This window comes from Sphingomonas longa (assembly GCF_016892685.1).
GTDB lineage: Bacteria > Pseudomonadota > Alphaproteobacteria > Sphingomonadales > Sphingomonadaceae > Sphingomonas > Sphingomonas longa.
In genome coordinates this window covers 327,752-340,399 of record NZ_JAFEMC010000001.1, presented here as the reverse complement: position 1 = coordinate 340,399, position 12,648 = coordinate 327,752, and the positions used below count along the sequence as shown (strand labels likewise).

Sequence of the window (12,648 nt, the reverse complement as noted above, 5' to 3'; positions counted from 1 at the left end):
AATGGGTCGACATTGATTACGCTCGGGAGTCGAACGCCAACCTAGCGGGTTGTCGGTCGGAAGCACGGAACAGGTCCTGACCGTCAGCGATACCGGATGACCGAGACTCAGTAGGCGAGTGTTCGCGCGGATGCATCCGTCGGGCCCAGCATCAGCCATCCTGACTCTCGTGGAGAGCCGCATCGCATTGCGTGTCAATAGGGACCTGTTCAGGACCCCCGAGCCCCGAGAGCGAGTATCCGGGGGCCGGTTACTTCCCCGTCGCGGCGCACACCGCATAAGCGAATGCGGGTAGGGTCAGGACGAGGCTGCCCGGCGCGCTGGCCCTGGCGGTGCAGGATCCCGCGAGCGTCGTAAAGGCGGAGGAGCCGACCTCCACCTGCACCGCCTGCGTGAGCGGCTGGGGGGAGGTGTTGAACGCCACCACCACTTCGCGGCCGGTGTCGGGATCGAAGCGCGACACGGCGAAGAAGCCGGGGCCGTCGCCACCCGCCCGTGTTACCTGTCGCCCGCGAGTAAGGGCAGGGGTGGCGACGCGCAGCTTCGCCAGTTCGGCGATCTGGCGATAGAGCGGCTGGCGCTGGTCGAAATTGGCGGTTGCGGTGGTCGCCTTCGACCCGATCAGCGTGTTGTCGTTGTAGGTCGCGACCTTGCTGGCGAACATATCCTCTCGCGCGTCCTGATCATTGCCGTCGCCGGCGAACCCCTGTTCGTCGCCATAATAGATCGTCGGCACTCCGCGCAGCGTCAGCAGCATCGCATTGCCCAGCATCGTGCGCTTCAGCACCTCGTCGTCGGATGCCTGCGGATTGCCGAGCCGGACCCAGCGACCGAACCGCCCCTGATCGTGGTTGCCGAGGAAGGTCGGCAGGATGTGCGCAGTCGCCTGTTCCTTCGCGTACAGCACGTCGCCCTCGAACAGGGCTGCGAGCACGCTGGTCGGCTTGTTCTCCGCCACCGTCTGCATCACCGCATTCTGGAACGCGAAGTCGAGGACGGCCGGATAGTCGGCGATCTTCGTCCAGCGCGCGAGATAGCCCGGCTCCATCCCGGCGGTGACTTCGCCGAAGATGTGGAAGTTGGGGATGCCGTTCGCCCTTGCGCGCGCCTGCATTGCGGGGACGAAGCTCTGCCAGAAGGCGGCGTTCACGTGCTTGGCGGTGTCGATACGGAAACCGTCGACGCCGAACCGGTCGATCCAGCCGCCGAAGATGTCGATCATACCGGCGATCACCTTCGGGTTCTCGGTCATCAGGTCGTCGAGGCCCGAGAAGTCGCCCGTGTCCGAACTCTCGTTGCGGAACAGCGTGTTGCCGCGGTTGTGATAAAGGGTGACGTCGTTCAGCCACGCCGGCACCTTCACCGTCCGCTCGGCGGCGGGAACATAGGGGGTGTAGGCGTAGGTGGGATCGGTGAGCCGGGCGAAGTTCTCCGGCGTCTGTACCGCGTCACCGGCGAAGCCGGCGTTGATGGCAGGTCCGCCGACGCCGCCGCGCCGCTGATAGGGATAGGTGGCGCGGTCGCGATAGGGGCATTCGCTGCCCTCGCCGCATTCGCGATACTGGATCACGTCGGCGGTGTGGTTGGCGATGATGTCCATATAGACCTTCATCCCGCGAGCGTGGGCGGCATCGGCCAGCGTCTTGAAGTCGGCGTTGGTGCCGAGGTGCGGATCGACCTGTGTGAAGTCGGTGATCCAATAGCCGTGGTAGCCGGCGGATTCCTGCCCCTTGGGACCCTGCACCGGCTTGTTCTTGAAGATCGGGCCAACCCAGAGCGCCGTCGCACCCAGCGACTGGATGTAGCCGAGCCGCTTCGTCAGCCCCTTCAGATCGCCGCCGTGGTAGAAGCCCTTGGCCGCCGGATCGAACCCGGTCTTGAGCCGGTCGCCGGTCAGGCCGCCGCGATCGTTGGCGGGATCGGCATTCTCGAACCGGTCGGGCAGCACGAAATAGATGACCTCGTCCTGCGGCAGGCGCTGGCGATAGTCCTGGGCGGCGACGGGGGTGGCCAGCAGCGTGGCGGCGAGAAGTGCGAGAGCCTTCATGGAAAGACCTTAACCAAAAAAGACCCGGCGCGCGGTTGCGCCGCTCGCCGGGTCCGGAGGTGCATCGGGGGTTGGACCCGATCCGCGGAGCTATAGTGGCTCAGAACTTGTAACTGAAGCCCGCAAGATAGCGGCGACCGTACTTTTGATAATCGATGACTTGATTACGAACGCCGCCATTGAGCGTGACGAACGGCTCGTCGGTCAAATTCTGGCCCTGAACATAGACGGATAGCCCGTTGAACATGCCGCCGCTGAAGTCGTAGCCGATCTGGGCGTCGACGATCAGCTCGTCCAGCGCGCGACGGCGCACGCGGTTGGCGGCGAAGCCCGACAGTTCGCCGACGAAGGTCGAGCGGTACCGCACGCTGCCGCGCATGTTCAGGCCCCACTTCTCGAAATAGGCGGTGCCATTGGCGACCCAACGCGAATAGCCCGGGATATCTTCCGCATTGCCGCCCGGCGTCGGGACGATCTTGGTCTTGGTGTAGGACCCGCCGCCCGTCACGCCGAAGCCGTCGAGGAACTTGACGATCTCGCCCAGTGGCAAGGTGCCGGCCAGCTCCGCGCCGTAGATGCTGCCGCCCTCTCCGTTGATCGGGATCGTGGCGAGACCGATCAGCGGGGTGTTGGCAGGTGCCGTCGTCGGCAAGGTGTAGCCGCTGTAGTTGAACGCGGTTTCCTGATTGTAGACGAAGCTTTTCAGGTCCTTGTAGAAACCCTGCGCCGCCAGATAGCCGCGGTTGCCGAAATACTTCTCGATCGTCACGTCGTACGAGTTGGAGCGGATCGGGCGGAGGTACGGATTGCCGCCGCTGCCGTTCAGGATCTGCTGGTTGGCGTCGAAGCCATAACCGAGCGCCACGCGCATGTCGTCCATCCTCGGCCGCTGCATCTGGCGGGCCGCCGCTGCGCGGATGACGATGTCGTTGGCAAGGCGCAGCGACAGGTTGATGCTGGGCAGCACGTCGAAATAGTCGTCGCCCCGCGTCACGTTGTTGAAGCCGACGCCGTTCGAGACGAGGCCCGACGACTTCTGCTCGGTATGCACGACCTGCACACCGGCATTGCCGGTCAGTTCCGCAGTGCCGACGGGCACGCGCAGGTCCGACTGGACATAGGCGGTCATCAGGTCCTCACGGACGCGGAACGCTTTGGTCGCGACATCCTGATTGAAGTTGGGCGTGGCGCCGAAGATGCCGTCCGCCAGCAACTCGCGCGGATCGTAGGACAGCATCGGCCCAAGACCCAGATACGACTGGTCGGTCGACTCTTTGATGTATTTGTCCGGAATCCGCTGCTGCAACGCACCGTTGGCGAGGCGCAGGATGAACTCGTTCGGGACCAGCGACTTCGAGTGGCGCGTGTAGTTCAGGCCGAAGCGCATCGCGCTAATCGGCGAGTCTATCTCCTTCTCGATCTCGGTCCGGTACTGGCGGATCGAGTCGGTGACCTCACGATCGTTGAGATACGCCGCCTGCGCGTTCGCGCCGCCCCAGCCGAGGGGGTCGGTCAGGAGGATCAGGTTGGGGTCGGAATAGTCGAGCGTGGGATCGAAGAACGTGCCCGAATTGCCACTGGTGAAGCCGATATTGTCGGTTGCGCCGAGTGCCTGACCATAGCCGGTGCCGCTATAGCTTTCGAAGCTCAGCTCGCGGCGGTTGGTCCGCGAATAGCTGACGTCGATCTGCGCGTTCCAGCCATCGTCGCCGGTGTATTTGGCGTTGTAGCCGAACGAGTACAGCTTCGCCTTGCGCTCGAACGCATCGTTACGGACCACGCCCTGCACGTTCTCGAACGTGCCCGAGGTGATGAGGCCGTTCGACACGGTCGAGTTGGTCTGTGTCGGGTTGAAGATCGTGCCCGATCCGCCGCCGAACGCCAGCGGCAGCTCGATGCCGCGCTTGATCTGGTCGTCCTTGAAGTCGGAGAAGAAGCCGTCGAACGTGGTGACCAGTTCCGGAATCGGCTTCCACTGCAACGTGCCCGAGATGCCGAGACGCTTCAACGTGGTGGAGGTGACGTAGGACTTGGACCCGCCGATCACCGACGTCTGCGCCGTGTCGCCGACGCGTGTACCGGTGGCATAGCCCCAGGCGTTGAATTCCTGGATTTGGTACGGCTCGTCGAGATACGATGCCGACAGCGCGACCCCGACCGTGTCGTTCGCGAACTGGTCGACGTACGTTGCCGTCGCGCGGTAGCCAAGATCCTTGGAGCCCGCGTTGAGCTTGCCGGCATCGGCATAGGTGCCGCGCGCGCCGACCGAGAACACCCGGCGACCATATTCCAGCGGCCGGATCGTGCGCAGATCGACGGTGCCCGACAGGCCCTGACCGATCAGGCCGGCATTGGCCGTCTTGTAGATCAGTACCTGATTGACGACTTCGGCGGGATATTGGTCATACTCGACCGCGCGATTGTCACCCGTCGAGGTCTGCTCGCGGCCGTTGAGCAGCGTGGTGGAGAAATCGGGGGCGAAGCCGCGGATCGAGATGGAGTTCGAACGGCCGGCGATCCGCTGCGACGTGACGCCGGGCAGGCGGGCGATCGACTCGGCGATCGAAGCGTCGGGCAGCTTGCCGATGTCTTCGGCCGACACCGACTCGATCACCTGATCGCGCGTCTTCTTCTCGGCGACGGCATTCTCGAGGCTGCGGCGGAAGCCGGTGACGACGATCTCCGCGTCCTCCTGAGTCCCACCCGCATCCTGCACCGTCTGCGCCGCGGCCTGTGCGACGGCTTCGTTCTGGGCCGGCGTTACGTCACCGGTAACGGCGGCGTTGGCGGCCTGCTGATCGGGCGCGCTGGCGGCTTCGTTCGGATTGGCGGCGGTGCTGGAACTGGATGCCGGGTCCGGCACCGCCGTGGTCTGCTGCGCCTGGGCGCTGCCGGTGCCGATCAGCAACAGTGCGGCACCGAGTGCGCCGGCACTGGCGGTCAGGTTCAGCGTCGCGCCGAACGAGAACGAGCGTGTAGAAGCCATCGTCGAAATCCTCCCCCTTGGTACCCGTGGCGTCTCTCGCGCCGTGGGCGAATGCATGGCGCCGCAATGGATTGCGCGTCGGATTTGCGAAAGGCTGCGGCATACGTATTCAACTTTTATGCAACCCGTTGTTGCGGTGCGGCCACAACCCACGTCATGCTACGATCAATTATGTGATAATTGAGGTGCGCACCGGTCGAGGACGTTGACCTCCGGGCCATTCTGCGCTGTTCTTTTCCGCGCGCGGTCGCCGTCGAGAGAGCGGACGTGGGGAGAGGGTGCCCTGAGTTTGTCCGGTCAACGCAAAGCCACTTCGTTTGATATCGCGCACTTGGCCGGGGTGTCGCAGCCGACCGTTTCGCGCGCGCTGCGGGGCAGTCCGACCGTCAGTTCCTCGACCCGCCAGCGGATCGAGGCGATCGCCAAGCAACTGAACTACACCGTGGACCGCGCGGCATCGAACCTGCGCTCCGGCACGACACGGACGATCGCGCTGCTGCTGTTCCGCGATCCGTCGCCGGACGATACGCTCATAAATCCGTTCTTCCTCGCGATGCTGGGGTCGATCATGAGCGCATGCGCGGAGCATGGCTATGATTTGCTCGTGTCGTTCCAGCAACTGTCGAGCGACTGGCACACCGATTACGAGGACAGCCACCGCGCCGACGGACTGATCCTGCTGGGGTACGGTGACTATGCGCAATATCATCAGCGCTTGGTGACGCTGGTCGGCCACGGGACGCACTTCGTGCGCTGGGGATCGGTGCAGCCGGGACAGCCGGGGCTGACGCTGGGGTGCGACAATATCGCGGGCGGGCTGGCGGCGTCGCGGCACCTGCTGGAACAGGGGCGGCGCCGGATCGCCTTTCTGGGCGACGCGACCGACCATTATCCGGAATTCCACGACCGGCATGCGGGTTATGCGCAGGCGTTGGCGGAGGCGGGCCTGAGCCCTGATCCGCGGCTTCAGATCGCGTCGATCTCCACCGAGGACGATGGGACGCGGGCGGCGCGGGAACTGCTGGCGCGGGGCTTGCCGTTCGACGGCATCGTCGCGGCGAGCGACCTGATCGCGCTCGCCGCGATGCGCGTGCTGGCGGAGGCGGGGTTGGCGGTGCCGCACGACATCGCCGTCGTCGGCTTCGACGACATTCCGGCGGCCAGTTTCGCCAATCCGCCACTGACGACCGTCGTGCAGGATGCCGCCGCGGCGGGCCGGCGACTGGTCGAACTGCTGCTCGCGCGTATCCGTGGGGAAGCGGCGGCGAGCATGATCCTGCCGACGCGGCTCGTCGTCCGAGGTTCCTCCGTGACCCGCAAGGATCGTGCATGACGACCGAAAAGCCGCGGCAGGGATTCGCGGGACTGTGGAACATCTCGTTCGGCTTCTTCGGCATCCAGATCGGCTTCGCGCTCCAGAACGCGAATATGAGCCGCATCTTCCAGTCGCTGGGCGAGAGCCTGGACAATCTCGCGGTGCTGTGGATCGCCGCGCCGCTGACCGGGCTGCTGGTGCAGCCGATCATCGGCCATTATTCCGACCGGACGTGGGGGCGGTTCGGGCGCCGGCGACCCTATTTCTTCGCGGGTGCGGTGCTGGCGGCGCTGGCGCTGATCGGGATGCCGAACGCACCGGGCCTGCTGGCGGCGGCGATGCTGCTGTGGATGCTCGACGCGTCGCTCAACATCGCGATGGAACCGTTCCGTGCCTTCGTCGGCGACATGCTGCGCAAGGATCAGCATACCGCCGGCTACGCGCTCCAGACCGCGTTCATTGGCGCGGGCGCGGTGGTCGGGTCGGCGACGCCGTATATCCTCGACCGGTTCGGGGTGCGCAATTTTCAGCCGGGCGGCGGTATTCCGGAAACGGTATTGTGGTCGTTCTACCTAGGTGGTGCGGCGCTGCTGGCGTCGGTGTTGTGGACCGTGCTGACCACGCGCGAATACAGTCCCGCCGAACTCGCGGCGTTCGAGGGGCATGAACTCGGCGCGCATGACGTGCCGCCGGTACCGCCTGCCTCCACGATCGGCGGCGTGGTCTGGATCGCCGCCGGGCTGGTGCTGGCGTCAATCGTCGCGGTGCTGCGGCTGGAGAAGGAGTTGTACCTGCTCGGCGGACTGGTCGCGTTCTACGGGATCGCGCGGCTCGCAGCGGGGGCGCTCTATGCGAGGGGCAGCCGCGACAATTTGTTGACCAACATCGTCGGCGATTTCTCCGGCATGCCACCGATCATGAAGCGGCTGGCGCTGACGCAGTTCTTCACCTGGTCGGCGTTGTTCATCATGTGGATCTATACGACGCCCGTTGTTGCCCAGTATGTCTATGGGTCGGCCGATCCCGCCAGCGAGGCGTATAATCAGGGCGGCAACTGGGTCGGGATCATGTTCGCCGCGTACAATTTCGTGGCGGCGATCGTGGCGGCGTTCCTGTTGCAGCCGGTCGCACGGCGGTTCGGCAAGGTTCGGACGCATGCCGCTGCGCTGGCGATCGGTGCGGCGTCGTTCCTGTCGTTCTTCGTGATCCGCACGCCGGCGATGTTGCTGCTGGCGGAGTTGGGGATCGGCATCGCGTGGGCGTCGATCCTGGCTATGCCCTACGCGATCTTGGCGTCCAGTCTGCCGCAGCGTAAGCTGGGCATCTATATGGGGTTGTTCAATGTATTCGTGGTCGTGCCGCAATTGCTGGTCGCGACGATCATGGGCACGATCATGAAGCACTTCTTCCCGACCGAGCCGATCTGGACGATGGCCTTCGCCGCCGCGGTGATGGCGCTGGCGGCGGTGTCGATGCTGCGCGTGCGCGAGGATGCGGTGGAGGGGTAGGGGCGTCCCTGCTCCCTCCCCTGACAGGGAGGGCTGGGGTGGAGCCTTGGGCGTGTCGCTGGTGGAAAGACCCTCCCCCAGCCCCTCCCGAGGAGAGCTAGCAAGAAGCTAGGTCACCCGTCGCGGCGCAGCAGCGTAACCCTCGCCTTGCCGTGAACGCGGGAAGCGTCGACGGTGAAGCCGGGTACGTCCAGTTCGTCCTGCTTGGCGGTTTCGACGCTGATCCATGTCGCGGGGCCGAACCAGCCGAGGCGGCCGAGCTTGTCGAGTGCCACCTGCGCCGCCCCGGTGCCATACGGTGGGTCCATCATCACGAGATCGAGCGGGGCGGGCGCGGGTCCGAGCGCGAGGGCGGAGGTCGCCCGCACGTCGGCGCGCACCCCGAGCTTCTCCAGATTGGCCTTGAGCGCGTCGATCGCCGGCCGGTCCTGCTCCACGAACAGGCACGACCCCGCGCCGCGCGACAGCGCCTCGATTCCGAGCGCGCCGGAGCCGGCGAACAGGTCCGCCACCGCCAGCCCTTCGAAGCTGCCGAGCCGGCTGGTGAGCATCGAGAACAGCGCCTCCCGCGTGCGATCGGCGGTCGGGCGGGTCGCGTCACCCTTGGGCGCGACGAGCGGACGCCCACGCCATTGTCCGGAAATCACCCGCATCAGCGCTTCCCTCCGCGTGGTGCGCAGCCCTTGGGGGCGCCCCCCTTCGGACCTCGGGGCGGATGTCCGCGACCGCCCGCCGGACCCTTGCCTCCGCCGCCACTGCGCGCCGGCGGCTTACCGCTGTCCGGGCGGCCGCGCGCTTCGCCGTCCTGACTCGCGCGGGGCGGATGACCGCGGCCACCGGCCGGGCCTTTCGAGGGACCGCGGGACCGCGACTGGTCGTCCGTCCGAGCACCGAACGAGCGGTTGCCGGGCGCAGGCCCGCGAGCGCGCGATTGATCGTCGGAACGGGTGGCGAAAGGCCGGCTTCCCGATGCTGCACGCGGCCGATCGTCCGACCGGTCGCGAGAGGCACGGGGATCGCTGTCGGTGCGGGAGCGCGTCGGCCGCTGGTCACCGTCGCCGCGCGAGCCGAACGGACGATTGCCGCTGCCGCCGCGCGACCGGTCGCCGGACCGCTCCTTGTCGGCGCGGGGATCGCTGTCCGATCGCGATCGTGTCGGGCGTTGTGCGGCGTCCGAACGGGAGGCAAACGGACGGCTGCCCGTCGCGTTGCGTGGCCTGTCGTCGGATCGATCACGGCCGGCGCGCGGATCGCTCTCGGCGCGCGAGCGGGGCGGGCGTGCTTCGTCGCCGCGGTAGCCGCCGCCGGTACGTGGCGCCGCGGCGTCGCCGCGGTCGCGCACGAAGCGGCCACTGCGCTCGCCGTCCGAAGCAGGACGCGGCGCGCGCACCTCGACGCCGTCACGCAGCGGCGGGCGGCCGCGGGTGCGTGGGGCATCGGGTTCGACGGCAGGGCGGCTGGGGCGCGTGCGGCTGCCCCACCCGGCAGCCGGCTTCGCGCCGCGGTCGACGCGCACCGGCTCCGGCCGCGGACGCTCGGTTTCGACCGAGCGGCTGGTCGCAGGCGTGGGGGGAGCGGACGGTGGCGCAACGACGCGTGCAGCGACCTCGACGATCGCCTGATCCTGACCCTTGCCGCGCTTCGAACCCTCCAGCGAGCGGCGGAAGGTGGCGATATCGGCCCCGCGCGCCTCACCGATCTCGTTCGGCTGCAACTCGCCGAGCACGAACGGGCCGTAGCGGGTGCGGATCAGGCGCGAAACCTGAAGCCCGAGATACTCCAGCACGCGACGGACCTCGCGGTTCTTGCCCTCGGTCAGCGTCAGTTCGATCCAGACGTTCGCGCCCGTTCGCCGCTCCAGATTGGCGTCGATCGAGCCGTAGCGCATACCCTCGATCTCGATCCCGTCGATCAACTCCTCCAGCCGCGCCTGCGTGATCTCTCCGTAAGCGCGGGCGCGATAAGTGCGCTCGACGCCCGTCGCGGGTAGCTCCAGCGTGCGCTTCAGCCCACCGTCCGTGGTCAGCAGCAACAGCCCCTCCGTCGCCAGATCGAGCCGGCCGACGGGCACCAGCCGTGGCAGGTCGGCGGGCAATCGGTCGTAGATCGTCAGGCGGCCGGCGGGATCCCACTCGGTGACGAGCAGCCCCGGTGGCTTGTGATACAGGAACAGCCGCGCCGGCTCCGGCGCTGCGACCGGCTTGCCGTCGACCGTGACGCCGGCCAGATCGGTCAGCACGGTGGCGGGTGTGTCGAGCACCTCGCCGTCCACCGCGACGCGACCCTCCTCGATCATCCGTTCCACCTCCCGGCGCGAAGCGATGCCGGCGCGGGCGAGCAGCTTGGCGATCCGGTCGCCTTCGGGACGATCGCTCTCGGGAGCAGCGTCTTGGGTCTTGTCGGTGGTCATCCGGCGGCGAATACTGCGGATTGCGCGTCTAGGCGAAAAATCTTTGCGTCCGTTGCGAATGAAGTGCGTTATGCGTCATGGGCGTAACGATCGGGCGGACGGGCGTGTTGTTCGGCAAGAAAAAACGGCGGATCGTCCGGCTCCTCGTCGTGGAGGATGAGCCCCTCGTCGCGTTCGACGCCGAGCATGTGCTGACCGATGCCGATTTCGAGATTGTTGCGACGGTGGACCGCGTCGCGGATGCCGTTGCGGTGCTGTCCGGCGGCGACGCTATCGATCTGGTGTTGGTCGACGTCAATCTGGCCGACGGCTCCGGCGTAGAGGTCGCGCGTGCCGCGCGTGCGCGCGGCGTGGCGGTGATGTTCGTCACTGGTGCTTGCCCGCCCGAGGCGGTCGAACTGGCCGCCGGGTGTCTGTCCAAACCCTATGGGCAACGCGATCTGATCGCGGCGATCGGCGCAATCGAGGCGGGGATGGCGGGCAAGCCGCCGAAGCGCCTGCCGCCCGGCTTCACGCTGTTCGCAACGGGATCGCCGGAAGCGGCGTGACGCTCGCGCGGGCCGCGGCTATGCTGTTGCCCGAATGAGCGAAGGGGCGGGAATGACGGAACGGACGGGCTGGCGGGACGGGGTGGCGCCGTATCTGGAGCGGCAGCCGCTGGCAGCGCTGGCGCTCGGGATCTCGTCGGGCTTTCCGTACGCGATGATCGGCGCGACGCTGACCACGCGGCTGGCGCAGGACGGGATCGACAAGAAGACCGTTACCGCGTTCAGCCTCGCCTTCCTCGTCTACAATCTCAAATGGCTATGGGCGTGGGTGGTCGACGGCGTCCGGCTGCCGGTATTGGGCCGATTGGGTCAACGCGTGTCGTGGCTGATCCTGGCGGGCGTGCTGGTGATCGCGGCGGTCGTCAATCTGGCGCTGGTCGATCCGGCGGCCAGCATCGGCGCAGCGGCGACCGCGGCCATTCTGGTGGGCGCGGCCGGCGCGACATTCGACATCGTCATCGACGCGTACCGGATCGAAGTGCTGGAGCCGCGCCAGCTCGGCGTCGGATCGGGCATGAGCCAATATGGCTGGCGGATTGGATCGGCGGGTGCAGGTGCGCTGGCGCTGGTCGTGGCGGAGCGGGCCGGGTGGAGCGCGGGGTACCTCGCCTGCGCCATCTTCGCCTTGCCGGCGATGCTGGCGGGGCTGCTGCTCGGTGAGCCGCCGCGGCGGCGCGAGCCGGTCGAGCGGCGCGGCTTCGCCGAGGGGCTGAAGGCGATCTGGGGCCCGTTCGTGCAGTTCTTCGCGCGCGAGGGGGCGGTGCTCGTGCTGCTCTTCATCCTGATCCACAAGGTGGGCGACACGCTGGCGAACCTGACGCTGCGGCTGCTGTTCGACGAGCTTGGCTTCACCGGCGACGAGATCGCGTTCTACGACGTGGGCGTCGGGTTCATCGCCTATCTGGTCGGGATATTCGTCGGCGGCGTGCTATATGCGAAGATGGGCATGAAGCGCTCGGTGCTGCTCGCGCTCGTGCTGATGGCAGTGTCCAACCTGTCGTTCGCGGCGCTGGCGGCGGCAGGTCACAGCAACTGGGGCATGGCGGGCGCGATCGGGTTCGAGAACGCGGCGAGCGGGTTCGGCGGAGTCGTCGTGATCGCGTACTTCTCCGCACTGTGCGACCTGCGCTTCACCGCCGCGCAGTTCGCGCTGATCTCGGCGGCGGCAAGCATCGTCGGCCGGATCGTGACAGGCACGACCGCCGGCGCGCTGATCGAGCGGTTCGGCTATGTCGATTTCTATCTGCTGACGACGGCGCTCGCGCTGCCGGGGGTCGCGCTGTTCTGGTGGATGAGCCGCAACGGTCTGGTCGATCGGTCGATCGGCAGCGCAGGCGTCGCCGGAGAGGGTGACGCGCGGGCGGATTGACGGGTCAGGCCGCGATCGGGCGGCCGGCATCGGCGAAGGCGGCGGTGACCGCGGCGGCCGCCATCAGCGGACCCTCGACCCGGCGGATGCCGAGCAGGTCGCTCATCAGGAACTGCGCCTGCATCGGCTCCACCTCGATCCGGTGCAGGATCGACAGCAACGCCGCCTCTGCGGAGGTCATGCGCGCGCAACAGCAGGGGGCGATGGCGATCGTGCCGCCGGCATGAGCAGCGAGGTCCGCCATCAGCGCCCGCAAGAGCATCAACGGACGACGGAAATCCTGCCCGAAGGACGTGAAGATGCCGTGCGCCGCGCACGCATCGTGCAGGCCGTGTGCCCCCATCCTGCGGATCGCGAACAGCGCGAGCCGCGCATTCTGGCAGTGTGGCAGGGTGTGGGGCAGGAGGGCGAGGGTGTCGGTCATGGCGTTGCTCCGCAGCTATACCGGCAACGTCTTCGATCCGT

The 12,648-nt window shown here is 67.1% G+C and carries 9 protein-coding genes; 4 read left to right on the top strand and 5 right to left on the bottom strand.

Annotation, left to right across the window (positions count from 1 at the left end):
- Positions 1–250 precede the first annotated feature (250 nt).
- Together ILT43_RS01645 and ILT43_RS01640 are read right to left on the bottom strand one after the other, a co-directional pair.
- Positions 251–2,047, bottom strand: coding sequence for an alpha-amylase family glycosyl hydrolase (locus ILT43_RS01645; RefSeq protein WP_204193561.1), 1,797 nt, complete (start codon positions 2,045–2,047; stop codon positions 251–253).
- A 100-nt stretch (positions 2,048–2,147) separates the two neighbouring features.
- Complete coding sequence (locus tag ILT43_RS01640) at positions 2,148–5,033, bottom strand: TonB-dependent receptor (RefSeq protein WP_204193560.1); 2,886 nt, start codon at positions 5,031–5,033, stop codon at positions 2,148–2,150.
- Between the two features lie 331 nt (positions 5,034–5,364).
- Here ILT43_RS01640 and ILT43_RS01635 point away from each other — a divergent pair, with 331 nt between their 5' ends.
- Both ILT43_RS01635 and ILT43_RS01630 read left to right on the top strand, forming a co-directional pair.
- Positions 5,365–6,366 carry a LacI family DNA-binding transcriptional regulator gene (locus tag ILT43_RS01635; protein WP_204193558.1) on the top strand — a complete coding sequence of 334 codons (1,002 nt, stop codon included), beginning with the start codon at positions 5,365–5,367 and terminating at the stop codon, positions 6,364–6,366.
- Entirely contained in the window at positions 6,363–7,856 is a 1,494-nt protein-coding gene (locus ILT43_RS01630; protein ID WP_204193556.1) for an MFS transporter, read from the top strand. Before ILT43_RS01635 ends, ILT43_RS01630 begins: the two co-directional genes overlap by 4 nt.
- A gap of 113 nt (positions 7,857–7,969) precedes the next feature.
- Here the strand turns inward: ILT43_RS01630 and rsmD are convergent, their stop codons facing one another.
- On the bottom strand, positions 7,970–8,509 hold the full coding sequence (rsmD, locus tag ILT43_RS01625) for a 16S rRNA (guanine(966)-N(2))-methyltransferase RsmD (protein WP_204193555.1): 540 nt from the start codon (positions 8,507–8,509) through the stop codon (positions 7,970–7,972).
- On the bottom strand, positions 8,509–10,266 hold the full coding sequence (locus tag ILT43_RS01620; protein WP_204193553.1) for a pseudouridine synthase: 1,758 nt from the start codon (positions 10,264–10,266) through the stop codon (positions 8,509–8,511). Before ILT43_RS01620 ends, rsmD begins: the two co-directional genes overlap by 1 nt.
- A 104-nt stretch (positions 10,267–10,370) precedes the next feature.
- Here ILT43_RS01620 and ILT43_RS01615 point away from each other — a divergent pair, with 104 nt between their 5' ends.
- Positions 10,371–10,814 (top strand): response regulator, encoded by a 444-nt coding sequence (locus ILT43_RS01615; protein WP_343283951.1) that lies wholly within the window; start codon positions 10,371–10,373, stop codon positions 10,812–10,814.
- A gap of 34 nt (positions 10,815–10,848) precedes the next feature.
- A complete protein-coding gene (locus tag ILT43_RS01610) occupies positions 10,849–12,183 on the top strand; it encodes an AmpG family muropeptide MFS transporter (RefSeq protein ID WP_239473845.1) in 1,335 nt (444 codons plus the stop codon).
- Positions 12,184–12,187: 4 nt separating this feature from the next.
- Here the strand turns inward: ILT43_RS01610 and ILT43_RS01605 are convergent, their stop codons facing one another.
- On the bottom strand, positions 12,188–12,607 hold the full coding sequence (locus ILT43_RS01605) for a DUF6628 family protein (RefSeq protein ID WP_204193548.1): 420 nt from the start codon (positions 12,605–12,607) through the stop codon (positions 12,188–12,190).
- Between the last annotated feature and the right edge of the window lie 41 nt (positions 12,608–12,648).

Excerpts from the sequence above, each read along its gene's own strand:
- ILT43_RS01620 (WP_204193553.1), bottom strand. The coding sequence starts at position 10,266 with ATGACCACCGACAAGACCCAAGACGCTGCTCCCGAGAGCGATCGTCCC.
- ILT43_RS01610 (WP_239473845.1), top strand. The coding sequence starts at position 10,849 with ATGAGCGAAGGGGCGGGAATGACGGAACGGACGGGCTGGCGGGACGGG.
- rsmD (WP_204193555.1), bottom strand. The coding sequence starts at position 8,509 with ATGCGGGTGATTTCCGGACAATGGCGTGGGCGTCCGCTCGTCGCGCCC.
- ILT43_RS01640 (WP_204193560.1), bottom strand. The coding sequence starts at position 5,033 with ATGGCTTCTACACGCTCGTTCTCGTTCGGCGCGACGCTGAACCTGACC.
- ILT43_RS01645 (WP_204193561.1), bottom strand. The coding sequence starts at position 2,047 with ATGAAGGCTCTCGCACTTCTCGCCGCCACGCTGCTGGCCACCCCCGTC.
- ILT43_RS01630 (WP_204193556.1), top strand. The coding sequence starts at position 6,363 with ATGACGACCGAAAAGCCGCGGCAGGGATTCGCGGGACTGTGGAACATC.
- ILT43_RS01605 (WP_204193548.1), bottom strand. The coding sequence starts at position 12,607 with ATGACCGACACCCTCGCCCTCCTGCCCCACACCCTGCCACACTGCCAG.